Genomic DNA, 15964 nt, shown 5'->3' on the forward strand with positions numbered 1-15964 from the left:
CACAACTGCATAACAGAATCGGACGCTGCTATGAAGAAGTTGCTGTCGTGGCCGGCCATGCTCTGCTGGCTGACCGTGCTGCTGGAGGGGTATGACCTCGTCGTGCTCGGGGCCGTCATTCCCACCCTCATCGATCAACATCACCTCGGATTCACCGCTGCCAGCGCGACTTTCGCCGCGACGATGTCGCTGGTGGGCGTGGCCATCGGGGCTACCGGGTCAGGACCGGTGACCGATCGCTACGGGCGCCGGTGTATGCTGCTCGGCTCGATCGCGTTGTTCTCGCTGTTCACCGCGGTGATACCGCTGGCCGGATCGGTAGGTGTGTTCGCGACGTTCCGGTTGATCGCCGGGATCGGGCTCGGTGCGTGTATGCCGACCGCGCTGACCTTGATGGCCGAGCACATGCCCGCGGCCCGCCGGGCCTTCGCGAGCACCGTCACCATGACCGGATATCACGTGGGCGCGGTGTTCGCCGCGCTGCTCGCGCTCCAGCTCGTGCCGCGCTGGGAGCCGCTGTTCTACCTGGGCGGGGTGGCGGGGTTTGTGTTGCTGCCGGTGATCTGGGCGAAACTGCCGGAGTCCGAGGCCTTCCTCGCGGCCAAGGACGCGCCGACTCAGGTGCGGCCCGCGATGTTGCTGAAGCCGTTGTATCTGCGTGCGACGCTGGGGGTTTGGGTCGGATCGTTCATGGGCCTGCTGCTCGTCTACGGTTTGAACACCTGGCTGCCGAAGCTGATGCGTGATGCCGGATACAACATGTCCACCTCGTTGACGATGCTGTTGATGTTGAACATCGGTGCGGTGATCGGCCTGCTCACGGCTGGAACGCTCGCCGATCGGCGCGGCATCAAACCGACGGTGCTGATGTGGTTCGGTGCGGCGGCAATTTTCCTGGCCCTGCTGAGCATCAAGATTTCCAGCACCGTGCTGCTCAACGGGCTGGTGCTGATCACGGGCATCTTCGTCTTCTCAGCCCAGGTGCTCATCTACGCCTACGTGACCCAGGCTTATCCGGCCGAGATTCGGGCCACCGCGCTCGGGCTCGCTTCCGGTGTCGGACGCCTCGGCGCGATCTTCGGGCCGACCATCACCGGCTGGCTCATCGTCCTCGGCTCCGCGAACCCTTGGGGCTTCTACCTTTTCGCCGCGGTCGCCGGGATCGGGCTGCTCGCCATGGCCGCTGTCCCGCGTACCTCCGTCGATGGCCTCGGCCCCATCGAACCCATCGAACAGGCCCGTTTGGGAGAACGCATGGTGTGACAGCACGGTACATCGACGGTCTCGGCAATTGGCCCGAGGTGATGAGCTCGTGTTTGGCTGTCCGGTGTGAAGTCGAAGATGGTTCGGGTCGGTGTCCACCTGCTCGCCTGGAGTGCCACGCTGGCCGGGCTCGCCGGGATCGGACTGCACTTCAGCCGCTCGGGGTTCGAATTGCTGGTGTTGGCGGCTTCGGCCGCGCCCTACCTGATGGCGTGCGCGCTCCTCGGTGCCGTGGCGTTCGCCGCCACGCGGTATTGGATCGGTGCGGCGGTGGCTGCCCTGGTGGTAGCAGGCGCGCTGTGGACGCAGGCTCCGCTCTATGTCGGTGGCTCGGGTGACGCGGGCGAGCACAGCGTGTCGGCGATGCAGGCCAATCTGCTGTTCGACGGGGCGGATCCACGGGCGCTGGTGGACGAGGTGCGGGCACGGAACATCACGGTGCTCACGGTCAACGAACTCACCCCTGTGGCGGTCGATGACCTAGGCCGGGCCGGGCTGGATCAGTTGCTGCCGCACCGGTATCTGTCACCGGGACGGACCGCGACCGGGACCGGAATCTGGAGCAGCTACCCGCTGACGAACACCGTCGAGTACGACGGATTCGTGCTGAACCAGCTCTCGGCCACGGCCACCATTCCGGGCGTCGGCCCGGTCTCGGTCTTCGCCTTCCATCCGGTGCCGCCGGTCTACGGCACGCGGGTGTGGGCCGATGAGCTGTCCCGGCTGCGCGAGATTCTCGAGCGGGCGCCGGCGAACCGGCCCGCCATCGTCGGCGGGGACTTCAACGCGACCTTCGACCACGCGCAGTTCCGCTCGATGTTGTCCGGACGGTTCGGCGACGCCGCGGAGCAAGCAGGTGCAGGCCACTTGGCCACCTACCCGACCGACAAACGCTTCCCGCCGCTGGTCGGCATCGACCACATCCTGGTTGCCGGGGGTCAGGCGGCCACGGTGGCGACCGTCGGCCTGCCCGGCGCGGACCATCGCGCCCTGGTCGCGCGGCTTCACCTGCGCGCAGCGTCGTCGAGCACCTGACCCTCGGGACCGAACTCGGCGACCGGTGCGGCGGTGGCGCTCAGTTCGCCACGCCGGACGACCACCACCCCGACCAGAATCAGTGCGCCGCCGAGCAGTTGGATGAGCCGCGGTGCCTCACCGAGCAGCGCCCAGGCGAAGACCAACGCGGCGAGCACCTCGAAGAGGGCAACGAACGAGGCGAGGCGGGAGCCGAGCAGGCGGGTCGCGGCGATGCCGGAGACGTAGGCGAGCGCGGCGGTCACCGTGCCGAGCGCGAGGACCGGCGGCCACCAGGCGACGGTGAAGCTCTGGAACACCACAGGATTCGTGGTCGCGTGCAACGGGACGATGCCCAGCGCGCCCGCGGCCAGCAGGCCGAGTCCGCCGATGAGGAGTCCGCCCGCGGCGAGCACGGTGCCCGGCAGCGTGCCGTCGCCCTGCGCGGAGAGCACGAAGTAGCCCGCCGCGCCGACCATGGCGGCCAGTGCCCACGCGAGGCCGACCCAGCTGGTGGTCATGCCGGAGCGCAGGTCGATCACCAGGAACAACCCGGTGATCCCGAGTGCGGCCCCGGCCACCGTCGCGGCGCCGGGGCGTTGGCGGTGCCGCAGCCACAGCCAGCCGACCACGGCGATCGGGGCGGTGTATTCGATGAGCAGCGCCACCCCGACCTCCATCTGCGCGACGGCATTGAAGTACGCGAGCTGGGTACCCGCGACGGCTACCAGGCCGTATGCGGTGATCAGAAAGGCGTTGCGGCGCAACAGGTGCCATTCGCGGTGCAGCTGCGCCAGCGCGATCGGCACCAGGACCGCGGCGGCCACCAGCACCCGGATCGCCACCACCGAGGCGGCGCTCCAGCCCGCGTTCATCAAACCGCGAGCCAGCGGGCCGGAGAGTCCGAACGACGAGGCGGACAGCACCGCGAGGATCAGTCCGGATTTCAGCCGTTGAGCGGCCATGTCATGAGTCATCGTAGCCATGGGTAATGACGGTAAGAGAGTGCATGTAATATGTCAACATGACTTTTGCTCATGACACCGAGGCGGCGCTGATGGCCGCGGTGGAGCTGGTGAACTCGGCGGAGGAACCGGACACGCTGACCGAAATCGAGCAGCTCGCAGAGTTTTTCGTCAAACACACCTACACCGGCGTGCACGCGGGCGACGCGGCGGAGCTCGCGCAGGTGCGGGCACTGCGCGCGCCGCTGCGCCGGATGCTCACCAGCGATCGCGATACCGCGACCCGGCTGGTGAACGAAACGCTGGCCGAGCACCGAGCCGTGCCGCAGCTCGTCCGGCACGGCGATGTCGACTATCACATCCACGCGGTGCCTTCGGCGGCGCCGCTGCCGGTCCGGATCGCGGTCGAGACCGCGATGGCGATGATCGATCTCATCCGCTCCGACGAGCTCAGTCGACTCTCGGTCTGTGCGGACAGCACGTGCGAGGGGCTCGTGCTCGACCTGTCCCGCAACCGCTCGCGCCGCTACTGCAGCACCACCTGCGGAAACCGGAATGCCGTCGCGGCCTACCGTGCGCGCAAGAAATAACGCGCGAGAATCGACCGTCAGGATAGGCCGGTCGTCTCGAAATCGGTAGTGTGCCGATCTCACATTGCACGATTTGCTGGACCGTCTTAATGTCGGTTAGCACGCCAAGCTGGATGACCAGGGGGATCCCGGGCTGATGCTCGGGTCCGTAGTCGACCAAAGGCGGTATTCATTGACCGGCGATCGATCGATGTTTCGAACATGGTGGCGGGACCCGGTCGATTACCGTGCCCTGGTCGACACCTTCGAATCGCACGGCGCACTCGGTCGATTCAAGTTCATGCTCGGCGCGGGTGGGCTGGTCATGCTGTTGATCGCCGTGCTCGCATCGGTGGCGCAGGGCGATGTCGCCGGGTGGGTCGGGCAGGTACAGGGCGGCGTCGAGGCGACCGTCGCGGGGGCATGGACTTTGCGATGGTGGTTTCTGCCGTGGCCGCGTGAGCGCGAATCGCTCGCCTGGATCGTGCTTTTCGATATCGACACCACTGCCAACGATTTGCTGGTGCACGATCGCGTCGTCGGGGTATTGGGCGTCGTATTGCTGACGGCGATGGGCGCGTACGTGACCGTATTCCATGGCCCGCGCATTCTCGCGCTGCATATCGGTTGGACGCTGTTGACGAGTGTGGTGCTTGCGGCACTGATGGTGAACGGGACGCTGGCCGCCGCCGGGCATGCGGACGGCGGACACCGGAAAGAAGATCTCGCCCTCGGCCTCGCGGTCATCCTCGTGATGCTCGTTGTGGTCGGCGTGATGCTGCCGTTCGTGCAGTTCTGCCACTGGCTGCTGCGGGCCGACGCGCTGTCCGACCCGCTGACCGGACTGCTGAACCGGCGCGGGCTCGACGCACACCTCTCGGCGCACCTGGTGCACTGCCGCCGCGGGTCCGCCTACGTCGCGACGCTGGACATGGACCGGTTCAAAGCCGTCAACGACACCTTCGGTCACCCGTTCGGCGACGAGGTACTGACGCGGACCGCGCAACGACTGCGTCAGGTGGTGGCGGCCGATGCGCTGCTCGCCCGTACCGGCGGCGAGGAGTTCGTCGTCGTCGGTTGCTTGCGCGAGGATGCGGCCGCGCTCGGCGAGCGGCTGCGCCGGGCGATCGAGACGATGCCCGACCTGCCGGTGCGGATCACCGCGAGTGTCGGTGTCGCGATCCTCGGCGATGCGCAGCGGGGCGATCCCTACACCGCCAGCACCTTTCGCCGGCTGCTGCGGAGCTCCGATTCGGCGATGTATCGGGCGAAGCGGCGGGGTGGCAACGCGGTGGCGATCGCCGGCCGGGACGAGTCGCCGAGCAGACCGCGGCGCAAGGCCGCCGGGGTGCCCGAGATCCTCCCGGTGACGTCGTGTGACGACGTCGGCGTGTCCAGCGAAACGATGAGACCGCCTGTCTAGGAAGGCGTTCCGGTCAGTCGATGAGTGCCACGAGCGCGATCAGGGACTCGGTCACATACTCGCGGTCGACCTCGGTGGGCGCGACGATCGCGTGCTGCGCGAACCCGGTCATCAGCGCATGCACCGCGGGCGCGAGTCGGGCGACGTGTGCGGCGGTCGTTCTCGGGCCGTCTATTCGGTCGATCGGATGATCGATGAGCAGGTCCGTCACCAGGTCGAGATTGGTGGGTACCTGCTCGTCCACGTCTGACATCAACTGCGGGTCGCGCAGGGTGGCGGCCAAGGCTTCCAGTTCGAACGCGAAGTACTCGCGGGCGCGGTTCTCCGCCGCCGCGTCGAGGACCGTGGCCGCGTAGCCGCGCAGCACATCGGCGAGGGGCAGGTCGGGCTCGGTCAGTGGACGGAAGGTGTCGTGATACTCCGCGACTATCCGATGGATCGCGGCGAAGAGCAACGCTTGTTTGCTGCCGAAGATCGAGTAGATCGCACCCGTGGTCAAGCCTGCGCGGTCGGCGATATCGCCGAGCCGGGCGGACTGGTAGCCGTGGGCGGCGATCTCGGTGATCGCCGCCGTGATCAGGGCCGCTCGGTTGTTCTCCCGGATCTCTGCACGTCGCATGGGCTGATGATAATCTCATTATTGAAATAATCAGATTATCGAAAGAGTTGCAATGATAGAACTGGCGCGACGAAAGATGTTCGCCCTGGTAGCAGGGCTGGGCGCGGCGGTAGCGGCGGCCGGTTGTGGACGTGGCGCGGAGGATCAGGTGCGGGTTGTCGACGAGGTGGCGCGGATCGTCGGGCCGGTCGAACGGATCGCGGCGTTTCCGACGGTGGACGAGCTCTACGGGTTCGTAGACGAGCTGGCCGCCGCACACCCGGGCATGGTCGCCGTCGAGGAGATCGGGCGTTCGCGCGGCGGCGATCCGATCCGCGAGGTTCGGGTCGGCTCGGGGGAGCGGCACCTGATCGTGTTCGGCAACCCGCACCCGAACGAGCCGATCGGCATGGCGACAATCCGGCATCTGCTCGGCAGGCTGGCCCGTGGCGAAGCGGATACACTCGGTGCCACCTGGCATTTCGTGCCATGCGTTGATCCGGACGGGACGCGGCTCAATGAAGAATGGTTCGCCGGACCGTTCACCCGGACCGCTGTGGCGCGTGGGTACTACCGCCCCGCGGGCTCCGAGCAGCCGGAGTGGTGTTTCCCGATCACGTGGCGCGGGAGGGATGTCGGCGTGCCGATGCCGGAGACGCGGGCGCTGATGACGCTGATCGATCGAACGCGCCCCGCGCTGATCGCGTCGCTGCACAATGCCGACTTCGGTGGCGGCTTCTTCTACTGCTCGGGCGGGGACGCCGACTACTGGTCGGTGCTGGCAGGGTTGCTGGACGATGCGCAGGTGCCGCGGCATCAGGGAGAGCCGGACGCGCCTGGTGGCGCACGGTGGGCCGAGGGCGTTTTCGAACTGCCGACGTTCGCGAAGATGGCCGAGGCCTTACTGGCGGTCGGCGTCGATCCGGTGGCGGCGGTCGGCGGCGGAGGTAGTCGGGACTATGCGGCGCCCTACGGGACAGCGGTGCTGGTGAGTGAATTGCCGCTCTGGGTGGATCCGCGGATCGCCGACCGGCGGCCGAGTGAACGGTCATGGGGCAGCGTAATGCGCGCCACCGCAACGGCTTACCGTGATCTGGCCGCGCTGGTGACCGGAGTGCTCGATCGGTTGGGTGATCGATCGATCGGGCGCAGTCCGTTCGAACGTGCGCTGCGAAATGTGGCCGGAGCACTCCAGGAGATGGCCGCGGACAAGGACGCGGCCGCCGAGCAGGACCGCCTCGCGACCCTGGGCGAGATCTTCATCGAGGAGTACGTGTGGGTCGCGGCGCAGCGTCTGCGCACCACGGGGATGCTGCTCCGATTGCTCGACGAGGAGACTCGGCGCGACCCGTCGCTGGCCGCCGAAAAAGCCCGTGTCAGTGCGGTATTCGACAGTTGGAGCGCCGACATCGAGCGTAATGCCCCGGGGGAGGCGGTACCGCTGGAACGGTTGGTCGCGATTCAAGCGGGTGCCATCGTCACCGCCGCCACCAGGTTGCGCGACGGACTCTCGGTCTGACTCGAACGGTAGGGCCGGGTGAGTGAGCAGCGTCATGGTGCCGGGTGTGGGCGGGCGGCGTAAGTTCGTTAATTAGCGAAATACCGAAGGGTGGTGAGTGTGCTCGACGAGTGCAAGGCGCTGGCCAACGAGACGCGGTTGCGCGTGCTGGAGTGGCTCAAGGAGCCGGACGTGCATTTTCCGCAGCGCGCGGACGAGACGGCTGAGCTGGGCGTCTGTGTCGGGCTTATTCAGCAGAAGGCGGGGACGTCGGCCTCGACCATGTCGGCGCACCTGGCGATCCTGCAGCGCGCCGGGTTCCTGAGCGCGACGCGACGCGGGCAGTGGATCTACTACCGCCGCGACGACGCCCGCATCCGCGCCTTCACCGAACAACTGCACCGCGTTCTCTGACCTACGAAAGGCAACCTCCTATGTCGACTGCTCTGTCCATCCTCGACCTGGCGTCGATCGCGCCCGGCCAGTCCGCGCGCGACAGTTTCGACAACAGCGTCGCCTTGGCGCGGGCGGCCGAACGGAGCGGCTATCGGCGCGTCTGGTACGCCGAACACCACAACATGGGCTCGATCGCGTCCAGTGCCACGAGCGTGCTCATCGGATACATCGCCGCGCACACCGACACCATCCGGCTCGGCTCCGGCGGCATCATGCTGCCCAACCACTCGCCGCTGGTGATCGCGGAACAGTTCGGCACGCTGGAGACGCTGTTCCCCGGACGCATCGACCTCGGGCTCGGCCGCGCACCAGGCAGTGATCAGAAGACCATGTACGCGCTGCGGCGCAACCCGTCCTCGGCGGACTCGTTCCCGCAGGATGTGCTCGAACTACAGGGTTACCTGACGGGCCGGTCGCGGGTGCCCGGCGTGCAGGCGGTGCCGCGGGCCGAAGGGGTTGTGCCGCTCTACATCCTGGGCTCCTCGCTGTTCGGTGCGCAGCTCGCCGCGCAGCTCGGCCTGCCGTACGCCTTCGCTTCGCACTTCGCGCCGGACGCGTTGCATCAGGCGGTCGCCGTCTACCGGGACAGCTTCCGGCCGTCGGAGCAGCTGGCCGATCCGTACGTGATGGCCGGCGTCAATGTGTTCGCCGCGGACGACACCGACGACGCGGTGGCGCAGAAGATGATCGCCTACCGCGCCAGGGCCCGGATGATGATCAAGCGAGGCGCCGCGGACGTGCGCTACACCGACGAGGAGATCGACGCGTTCCTCGCCTCGCCCAACGGCCGCCAGCTCGCCTCGATGACCCAGTACACCGCCGTGGGCACACCCGACGAAGTCCGCTCGTACCTCGATGATTTCGCCGCCTCGATCGCGGCCGACGAGCTGATCCTCACCCACCAGGCCACCCGGATCGAGGACCGGGTTCGCTCGGTCGAGTTGACCGGTGCCGCAATGCTCGCGGCGACGCCTGAGCGGATCGTCGGCTGATCCTGCGTGCAACATCCACGTCCGCGAACGAAGGGACGTGCGGGTACTCCCTGTCCTGCACGCTGTCCGGCAATAAGACCCGGTAGCCGACTGAATGGGTTGGGTCCCGTTGTGGCCCAACCCATTCGACCCTACTGGCGCTGTCGCTTGCGGGCGGCTTCGGCGGAGCCCTGGATGGCGACGAGCACGAGCACGACGAGGAACACCACGATCTCGAGGGTGTTCCAGCCGAACATGTCCGACGTCGGGGCGGCCTCGGCGATCGCGGCAGGTGGTGTTGCCGCGACGGGCGATCGTTGTGCTGCGGTCGCCGCATCGGGGGTCGCCACGGGGGCGGCGACGGGCAGCACAAAGGGGGGATTCGGGATCGAGATCGGGGGAGGGATGAGTAGCGGCAGGGAAGGTGTGGGCGGGGGCGTGACGGTGGACAGCGTGAGCAGGCAGGTCAACACCGCGCTGCCCGCCATCGCACTGCCGACGACCGCGCTGCCGAGTGCGGATCCGCTCGAGCCGGAGGCTGGCGGGAGCAGTGCGGACCCGGCCGAACCGACCGCCCACCAGGGTGGGGCCAGGATTCCCGGCCCGATCAGGCCGGAGCCCGCGGCGGATCCGAGGAACAACAAGGCGGCGCCCGCCGCGCTACCGACGCAGGCGGTGAGCATGCTGCCGGTATCGACGCCGAGGGCGGCGTTTCCGGCTGCGGCAGGTGTGGTCGCATCCGCGTCGTCCGTGGGGTCGGCGGCGCCGCTGATGCGAAGAAGGCCGGCGGCGGGGGGAGGCGGTGGAGGTTCGAGTGCGAGTGGACCCCCGTCGGCGGCGGTCCCGATCGAGACGCCTTGCAGGGCAGCGCTTCCGGTTGAGGTATCTGCCGGGGCGGAGCTCCCGTTGGAAGCATCTGCGGGGGCCGCGGGTCCGGCTGTGTTGTCTGCCGGAGTCGAGGGTCCGGCAGCGTTGCCTGCCGGAGCTGAGCTTCCGTCGGAGTTGCCTGCCGGGGCTGAGCTTCCGGTGGGGATGTCTGGTTGGATTGTGCCGCCCGCCTGGGTGTCTGCCGCCGGCGGGCTTGCGTTCGGGGCGTCTGCTGGTGCGGCACCACCGACGGGTATGCCAGGCTGAGCGCCGCTGCCTTGCTGCGCCGACCATTCCGCGGTCACGTCGGACGCGGGCGGTGGGGCCGGGATGTCGTCGGCGGCGGACCGGCCACCGAACAGCAATGCCGCGGGCACGAAAGCGCTCACCACAACGAAACCTCGCGCGCCTCTTGTTATTCGAGGCGCAACGCCCGCTGTCCGCAACTGTGGACCGCTCATTCGGCGGTGGTGATCGGGCTGTCGCTGCTGGGCTCGTACTGCGACTGGGCGTAGCGGAACGCGTCCGTCGGTACGCCGAGCACGCCGGAGAACGGTCGCTCCAGGTCGTGGATGGCCAGCAGTGCCGAGCCGATGATGACGCCGAGCAGCGCGGTCATCGCCACGCTGCGCCGGGTGACGAGCATGCCGGTCAGTACCGGGTTCAGCAGCACCAGCACCGCGCCGAAACACAGTGCGATGTAGAGGAATTGGGGGAGGTTGCGGACCACGTCGATGGCGCGATCGTGGCGGGCCTGGGTGACGCGGTCGATGCCGGTCAGTGCCCGGGTGCGCGCCTCGACGACGGTCGGATCCTCCGACTGTACGGCGATGACGGCGGCGCGCAGCGAGTTGAGCGTCTTTTCGGTGTCGGGGCTGAGCCTGCGCTCACGCTCCATGAGCGGCCACTCCTCGGTGAGCACCTGATCGGTGTAGGCGATGACCTTGTCGTGGATCCGGTCCCGGTCTGGGGCGGGCAGCGCGTGGATGGCGAGGTGGGTATCGACCAGGCCCTTCGACTCGGTGATCGTGTGGTTGTAGGCGTTCTGGTTCTGGTTCCAGCAGGCCACGAAGACGAAGGCGAGCACCGCGGTGAAGATGGTCTTCGCCAGATCCAGCGCGAGGTGACTGGACGACTCGTCGCTGTTCTGTCGCCATGATTTCGGACGTATCCGATCCCCGACAACCAATACCGCCACCGCGATCATCGCGGCACAGAGAGCGACGAGCAATTCCTGAGCCATCCCACTCCACTTTCCCGGGCAAGTTCGGTACAACAGATTTCCGAGTGCATGGTTGAGCGGCCGAGGCGACCCCGGCATGGGCATAGTAGAACAGCAACCGTCGAAGATTAGCCCTGGTAGACCGCCACGAGTTGGCGAAGTTACCGAAGTGTGATCATCGGGCTATTGTATGAGCGAATTAACAGCAAATAGATGTACGTCGGCGCGACATTTCGAGGAATAGGCCACTTTCCAGGCATCTACAGGCAGAATGAGCCGGCCGTTACTCGGTGTCGCCGATGGCTCGTTCGAGGAAGGGGCCGCATTCGGCGACGAGGGCGGTGGTGTTGTCGGTGCCACCGGCGCGAAGGGCGTTGTCTACCAATGTTTCCGCGGCGTGGGCAGCGGACTCCTGTTCGGCGAGTATCGCTTTGATCGCGGCCATGTCGAGGCGCTTGTGCACACCATCGGTACTCAGCAGCAGCCTGCCGGTACTGGAGCCGGTGCTCGCGTGTCCGATGTCCGCGGGCCGGACGGTGCGAACCGACGTGAGGACCACGTGATCCAGTCGCGGCGCGGGACCGTAACCGCGGGCGCGCCAGAATTCGCCGACGGTGTGATCGGTGGTGATCTGATGCAGCACCCGTCCGTTCCAGCGATAGGCGCGGCAGTCACCGACCCAGGCGACCTCGCACGGGCCGTCCGGTTGCCCCGCGGACGGCAGCACGGCGATGACAAGGACGCTGTCGGCTTCCGATTGGGGGAACTGGCGCAGTAGTTCGTGTTGGGCGGCGAGGATTCCGGCGAACGCGCCGGTGCGTGCGCCGACGTGCGCGGCGACCTCCGCCGCGGTGCGCGCCGCCCGGGCGGCCCGCAGATGATCACCGACACCGTCGGCGACGACGAACGCCGTCTTCCCGGTGGCCGGATCGATCACGGCGGCCGCGGCGTCGGCGTTGAGCGTGCGGGAACCGCGCCTGCTCAACGACTCCCACGTGGTGCCGGTGAGTCGGACAGCTTCGGGGTCGGGGCCGTCCGTGAGAGGTGCCGAGCACATGCCTGACCTCCTCGCACTGCACCCTTGCCGCGTGCCGCTCGGCACTCTTCCAGTAAAGCGCGCGAACCCGTGCGGTCGGCAACAGTTTGCCGTGCAGTTCCTGTGAAGCCCATTACAGTTCGGTCTCTTGCCGCGACGCCGACAACGGCACGGCGAGTTGGGCTTTGACCCTCTCGTAGGTCGGCAACGTCTCGTAGCGGTGCACGGATTTGTCCCCGACGAACAGCTCATTCGAGATCCGCCGGTAGGCGGCGAGATCCTCGGTGACCATGACGACGACGTAATCCCACTGGCCCACAACGGAATAGCACTGCTGCACGGCCGGTTCGGCGAGCATGCGCTCGCAGAACGCGAGGTAGTGGTCGGCGTCGTCTTCGGCCAGTTCGACGAGCACGACGGTGGTCAAACCCATACCCACCGCGCGTGGATCGATCACGGCGACCTGTGCGGTGATCACCCCGCCGGTGCGCAGCCGGGTGAGCCTGCGCTGGACCGCGCTGGGGGAGAGGCCGACTCGTTCACCGAGCTCGTGCAGCGGTCGCGTCGCATCCACCTGCACCAGCTCGAGCAGTCGATGATCGATATCGTCCAGCGGCAGCACACTCACGCAATAAATTTGCGTGGGAGCGCGAAAATTGTCAATCGCGTCCGGCGGCGTTCCTTCTAGGGTTCAGCGCATGGAAGAGATTGTCGATATCGATGTGCTGCGGCAGCGGGCGGGAATCAAATGGACGCGCGCCGGGGCGGATGTGCTGCCCGCGTGGATCGCCGACATGGACTTCGCGGTGCCGGATCCGGTGCGTGCGGCGCTGCGGCAGGCGGCGGACGGCGACCTCGGTTACCCCGCGTGGGACGAACGCCCCGATCGAAATCCGTTGCAGGAAGCCTTCGCTGACCGTATGCGTGAGCGCCACGACTTCCGGATCGACCCGGACGAGGTGTACGTCTTCACCGAGCTCATCCAGGTGCTGCAGATCGTGCTGCAACTCATGACGCGGCCCGGCGATGCGATCGCCGTGCACACCCCCGCGTACCCGCCGTTCCTGCAAACCATCGAGCTCATGGGACGACGTCTGGTGCCCATCCCGATGGTCGAGCGGGCGGACGGCTGGACCTTCGATCTCGACCGGATGTCCGAGGATATCCGTAGCAACGATTGCCGTGCCTTGATCCTGGTGAACCCGAACAACCCGACGGGTCACGTCTTCGATCGCGGCGAGCTCACGGCCATCGCGGAGATGGCCGACCGCAACGATCTTCTGGTGATCGCCGACGAGATCCACTCCGAGCTCGTGCACGAGCAGCACCGGCACACTCCGTTCGCCTCGCTCGGACCGGAAATCGCCGCGCGCACAGTCACACTCAACTCCGCGAGCAAAGCCTTCAACCTGGCCGGACTGCGCTGCTGCGTCGCCCACGTCGGCGACGGCCGGGTCCGCGCCGCCTTGGACGCGCAGCCACCGCAGCTGTATGGGCAGGTGAGCGCGCTCAGCGTGCTGGCGACCTGCGTCGCGTGGCGCGACGGTGCCGCATGGCTGGACGCGACGCGACAGCTGCTCACCGCCAACCGCGACCTCGTCGCCGACACGCTGCGACCGGAGATCCGTTTCCATCGCCCCGACGCAGGCTACCTGGCTTGGCTCGACTGCCGCGCGCTCGAACTCGACCGAGACCCCGCGGACTTCTTCCTCGAACACGCGAAAGTCAAACTCCTGTCCGGCCCGGACTTCGGACCAGGCGGTGCGGGATTCGCGCGCCTGAACTTCGCGACTTATCGCCCCGTTCTCGTGGACATGCTCGGCCGCATGAACGACGCGGTGCACAAGCACGTCAATCGTTGACGGAAGGCGAACGGGCACAAGGTGATCGCGCAACTCGACAGATGGGATAGCTGAGTGAGTGTAGGGACCGCGCTGGTGTCGTTCGCGGTCGTCGCGGGGTTCCTGACACTGGTGCCCGGCCTGGACACCGCCCTCGTGCTGCGCGCCGCGATCGTCCGCGGCACGCGCACCGCGTTCGCTACCGCACTGGGGGTCGGTAGCGGACTACTGGTGTGGGGCATCGCGACGACGTGCGGGCTGTCGGTGTTGCTGACCACCTCGCAATGGGCGTACACGGTGCTGCGCATCGCCGGTGCGCTTTATCTGATCTGGCTCGGCGTCACCAGCCTGGTCGCGCTGCTGCGCTCCGGCGACATCGGTGCCGGCCAACTCGACGACCGCGCGGTCGCGAACGGCAGCGTGCCGCGGGCCTGGGCACGCGGCGCGACATCCAACCTGCTCAACCCGAAGGTGGGCGTGTTCTACATCGCGATGCTGCCGCAGTTCATCCCGCCGCACGCGCCGCACCTGCTGATGGGCACCGCGCTCACCCTGATCCACTTCGTCGAGGGGGTGCTGTGGTCCACGGTGCTGATCTGCGGCGTCCGGTTCACCAAGACGTGGCTCGATCGGCCCTCGGTCAAGCGCGGGATGGAAGGCCTCACCGGCTCGGTACTGGTCGCCCTCGGGCTGAAGCTGGCGCTCGACACCCCCTGATCCGTTACCCCGGTGCGAGTTACGGCGTTGTGATCACCGTGATGCTGACCCCTGCGGCCGGGCCGATCGGCACCGTACGCTGTGTCGCCCGGCCCCGCCTGGGTACGCCGCGGTGGGAGGGATGGGAAACAGCAGCCCGGACAGGTGGTAGGAAAGGGTACGTGTCCACAACTGTCGAAGGATCGGTCCCCAACAGCGACTCTCGCGCGGTCGATGAGGTGGTAGACCTGGTCAGCGCGCTGATCCGGTTCGATACCTCGAACACCGGTGACCTGGCCACCACTAAGGGCGAGCGCGAATGCGCGCAATGGGTGGCTGAGCAACTGCACCAGGCCGGATATACGACCGAGTATGTGGAGTCGGGCGCGCCGGGGCGCGGGAACGTGTTCGCGCGGCTGCCCGGCGCGGACTCCAGTCGGGGTGCGCTGATGATGCACGGGCACCTGGATGTGGTGCCCGCCGAGGCGGCCGACTGGAGCGTGCACCCGTTCTCCGGCGCGGTGCGCGACGGCTACGTGTGGGGCCGCGGGGCCATCGACATGAAGGACATGGTCGGGATGATGCTGGCGATCGCCCGCCAGTTCAAGCTCGAGGGCACGGTGCCGCCGCGCGATATCGTGTTCGCCTTCCTGGCCGATGAGGAGAACGGCGGCAAGTGGGGCTCGCAGTGGCTGGTGGACAACCGGCCCGACCTGTTCGAGGGGGTCACCGAGGCCGTCGGAGAGGTCGGCGGGTTCTCGCTGACCGTGCCGCGCCCGGACGGCACCGAACGCAGGCTGTATCTGGTGGAGACGGCCGAGAAGGGCCTCGGCTGGATGCGGTTGCGCGCCAAGGCCCGTGCGGGGCACGGCTCGTTCCTGCACGAGGACAATGCGGTCACCATTCTGGCCGCCGCGGTCGCGCGGCTGGGCAAACACACGTTCCCCGTGGTGATGTCGGATTCGGTGAGCGAGTTCCTGGCCGCCGTCGCCGAGGAGACCGGCCTGCAGTTCGATCCGGAAAGCCCGGACATCGAGGGCCAGCTGGCGAAGCTGGGCACCATCTCCCGCATTATCGGTGCGACGCTGCGTGATACGGCGAACCCCACCATGCTGCAGGCCGGGTACAAGGCCAATGTGATCCCGCAGACCGCCGAGGCCGTCGTCGACTGCCGGGTGGTGCCGGGCAGGCAGGCGGCCTTCGAGCGGGAGGTGGACGAGCTGATCGGCCCGGACGTCGAACGGGAGTGGATCACCAAACTCGACTCCTACGAAACAACATTCGACGGCCACCTGGTGGACGCGATGAACGACGCGATCCTCGCCAACGACCCGCAGGGCCGTACCGTGCCCTACATGCTCTCGGGTGGCACCGACGCGAAGGCGTTCGCCCGCTTGGGCATTCGCTGCTTCGGCTTCGCGCCGCTGCAGCTGCCGCCGGAACTGGACTTCACCGCGCTGTTCCACGGCGTCGACGAACGAGTTCCGGTGGAGGCGCTCGAATTCGGTACCCGGGTGCTGGAACACTTTTTGCTGAACAGCTGAC

At 67.4% G+C, this 15964-nt stretch carries 16 protein-coding genes; 10 read left to right on the forward strand and 6 right to left on the reverse strand.

All coding sequences use genetic code 11. From position 1 onward, the window contains the following. Positions 1 to 30: 30 nt before the first annotated feature. Together ACIHA7_RS09975 and ACIHA7_RS09980 are read left to right on the forward strand one after the other, a co-directional pair. On the forward strand, positions 31 to 1263 hold the full coding sequence (locus ACIHA7_RS09975) for an MFS transporter (RefSeq protein ID WP_397287640.1): 1233 nt from the start codon (positions 31 to 33) through the stop codon (positions 1261 to 1263). A gap of 66 nt (positions 1264 to 1329) precedes the next feature. Next, complete coding sequence (locus ACIHA7_RS09980) at positions 1330 to 2298, forward strand: endonuclease/exonuclease/phosphatase family protein (protein ID WP_397287642.1); 969 nt, start codon at positions 1330 to 1332, stop codon at positions 2296 to 2298. Here ACIHA7_RS09980 and ACIHA7_RS09985 read toward each other — a convergent pair. After that, positions 2268 to 3263 (reverse strand): EamA family transporter, encoded by a 996-nt coding sequence (locus tag ACIHA7_RS09985; protein ID WP_397287644.1) that lies wholly within the window; start codon positions 3261 to 3263, stop codon positions 2268 to 2270. The genes ACIHA7_RS09980 and ACIHA7_RS09985 overlap by 31 nt on opposite strands. A 38-nt stretch (positions 3264 to 3301) precedes the next feature. Between ACIHA7_RS09985 and ACIHA7_RS09990 the strand changes: the two genes are divergently transcribed. Beyond that, complete coding sequence (locus ACIHA7_RS09990; RefSeq protein ID WP_397287646.1) at positions 3302 to 3832, forward strand: CGNR zinc finger domain-containing protein; 531 nt, start codon at positions 3302 to 3304, stop codon at positions 3830 to 3832. Positions 3833 to 4022: 190 nt separating this feature from the next. After that, on the forward strand, positions 4023 to 5234 hold the full coding sequence (locus ACIHA7_RS09995; protein ID WP_397287647.1) for a diguanylate cyclase domain-containing protein: 1212 nt from the start codon (positions 4023 to 4025) through the stop codon (positions 5232 to 5234). Positions 5235 to 5247: 13 nt separating this feature from the next. Here the strand turns inward: ACIHA7_RS09995 and ACIHA7_RS10000 are convergent, their stop codons facing one another. Beyond that, positions 5248 to 5853: a TetR/AcrR family transcriptional regulator gene (locus ACIHA7_RS10000; RefSeq protein WP_397287648.1), complete on the reverse strand. Its 606-nt coding sequence runs from the start codon at positions 5851 to 5853 to the stop codon at positions 5248 to 5250. Positions 5854 to 5905: 52 nt separating this feature from the next. Between ACIHA7_RS10000 and ACIHA7_RS10005 the strand changes: the two genes are divergently transcribed. The 3 genes from ACIHA7_RS10005 (at position 5906) to ACIHA7_RS10015 (ending at position 8778) form a co-directional block, all read left to right on the forward strand. Beyond that, positions 5906 to 7351, forward strand: a complete 1446-nt coding sequence (locus ACIHA7_RS10005) for a M14 family zinc carboxypeptidase (RefSeq protein WP_397287650.1) — start codon at positions 5906 to 5908, stop codon at positions 7349 to 7351. A gap of 93 nt (positions 7352 to 7444) precedes the next feature. Further along, complete coding sequence (locus ACIHA7_RS10010) at positions 7445 to 7744, forward strand: ArsR/SmtB family transcription factor (protein WP_397287652.1); 300 nt, start codon at positions 7445 to 7447, stop codon at positions 7742 to 7744. A 20-nt stretch (positions 7745 to 7764) separates the two neighbouring features. Next, complete coding sequence (locus ACIHA7_RS10015; protein ID WP_397287654.1) at positions 7765 to 8778, forward strand: LLM class flavin-dependent oxidoreductase; 1014 nt, start codon at positions 7765 to 7767, stop codon at positions 8776 to 8778. 131 nt (positions 8779 to 8909) lie between these two features. Here the strand turns inward: ACIHA7_RS10015 and ACIHA7_RS10020 are convergent, their stop codons facing one another. The 4 genes from ACIHA7_RS10020 to ACIHA7_RS10035 form a co-directional block, all read right to left on the reverse strand. Next, positions 8910 to 9440 carry a hypothetical protein gene (locus tag ACIHA7_RS10020; RefSeq protein WP_397287656.1) on the reverse strand — a complete coding sequence of 177 codons (531 nt, stop codon included), beginning with the start codon at positions 9438 to 9440 and terminating at the stop codon, positions 8910 to 8912. 641 nt (positions 9441 to 10081) lie between these two features. Further along, complete coding sequence (locus ACIHA7_RS10025) at positions 10082 to 10867, reverse strand: DUF4239 domain-containing protein (protein WP_397287658.1); 786 nt, start codon at positions 10865 to 10867, stop codon at positions 10082 to 10084. A 262-nt stretch (positions 10868 to 11129) separates the two neighbouring features. After that, a complete protein-coding gene (locus ACIHA7_RS10030) occupies positions 11130 to 11903 on the reverse strand; it encodes a PP2C family protein-serine/threonine phosphatase (protein WP_397287660.1) in 774 nt (257 codons plus the stop codon). A 112-nt stretch (positions 11904 to 12015) separates the two neighbouring features. Beyond that, positions 12016 to 12510 carry an Lrp/AsnC family transcriptional regulator gene (locus ACIHA7_RS10035; protein WP_397287662.1) on the reverse strand — a complete coding sequence of 165 codons (495 nt, stop codon included), beginning with the start codon at positions 12508 to 12510 and terminating at the stop codon, positions 12016 to 12018. Between the two features lie 70 nt (positions 12511 to 12580). Between ACIHA7_RS10035 and ACIHA7_RS10040 the strand changes: the two genes are divergently transcribed. The 3 genes from ACIHA7_RS10040 (at position 12581) to ACIHA7_RS10050 (ending at position 15963) form a co-directional block, all read left to right on the forward strand. Beyond that, positions 12581 to 13744, forward strand: a complete 1164-nt coding sequence (locus ACIHA7_RS10040; protein WP_397287664.1) for a MalY/PatB family protein — start codon at positions 12581 to 12583, stop codon at positions 13742 to 13744. Positions 13745 to 13798: 54 nt separating this feature from the next. Beyond that, positions 13799 to 14440 carry a LysE family translocator gene (locus ACIHA7_RS10045; RefSeq protein WP_397287666.1) on the forward strand — a complete coding sequence of 214 codons (642 nt, stop codon included), beginning with the start codon at positions 13799 to 13801 and terminating at the stop codon, positions 14438 to 14440. A gap of 161 nt (positions 14441 to 14601) precedes the next feature. Continuing rightward, positions 14602 to 15963 (forward strand): M20/M25/M40 family metallo-hydrolase, encoded by a 1362-nt coding sequence (locus ACIHA7_RS10050; RefSeq protein WP_397287668.1) that lies wholly within the window; start codon positions 14602 to 14604, stop codon positions 15961 to 15963. The last annotated feature ends 1 nt before the right edge of the window (position 15964 follow it).

It is taken from the genome of Nocardia sp. NPDC052316, from assembly GCF_044547795.1.
Classification (GTDB): domain Bacteria; phylum Actinomycetota; class Actinomycetes; order Mycobacteriales; family Mycobacteriaceae; genus Nocardia.

Bases quoted from the DNA above. Each gene is read 5' to 3' on its own strand.
- ACIHA7_RS09975 (WP_397287640.1), top strand. From the start codon at position 31: ATGAAGAAGTTGCTGTCGTGGCCGGCCATGCTCTGCTGGCTGACCGTG.
- ACIHA7_RS10000 (WP_397287648.1), bottom strand. From the start codon at position 5,853: ATGCGACGTGCAGAGATCCGGGAGAACAACCGAGCGGCCCTGATCACG.
- ACIHA7_RS09995 (WP_397287647.1), top strand. From the start codon at position 4,023: ATGTTTCGAACATGGTGGCGGGACCCGGTCGATTACCGTGCCCTGGTC.
- ACIHA7_RS10020 (WP_397287656.1), bottom strand. From the start codon at position 9,440: ATGCTCACCGCCTGCGTCGGTAGCGCGGCGGGCGCCGCCTTGTTGTTC.
- ACIHA7_RS10030 (WP_397287660.1), bottom strand. From the start codon at position 11,903: ATGTGCTCGGCACCTCTCACGGACGGCCCCGACCCCGAAGCTGTCCGA.
- ACIHA7_RS10025 (WP_397287658.1), bottom strand. From the start codon at position 10,867: ATGGCTCAGGAATTGCTCGTCGCTCTCTGTGCCGCGATGATCGCGGTG.
- ACIHA7_RS10040 (WP_397287664.1), top strand. From the start codon at position 12,581: ATGGAAGAGATTGTCGATATCGATGTGCTGCGGCAGCGGGCGGGAATC.
- ACIHA7_RS10015 (WP_397287654.1), top strand. From the start codon at position 7,765: ATGTCGACTGCTCTGTCCATCCTCGACCTGGCGTCGATCGCGCCCGGC.
- ACIHA7_RS09990 (WP_397287646.1), top strand. From the start codon at position 3,302: ATGACTTTTGCTCATGACACCGAGGCGGCGCTGATGGCCGCGGTGGAG.
- ACIHA7_RS10005 (WP_397287650.1), top strand. From the start codon at position 5,906: ATGATAGAACTGGCGCGACGAAAGATGTTCGCCCTGGTAGCAGGGCTG.
- ACIHA7_RS09985 (WP_397287644.1), bottom strand. From the start codon at position 3,263: ATGGCTACGATGACTCATGACATGGCCGCTCAACGGCTGAAATCCGGA.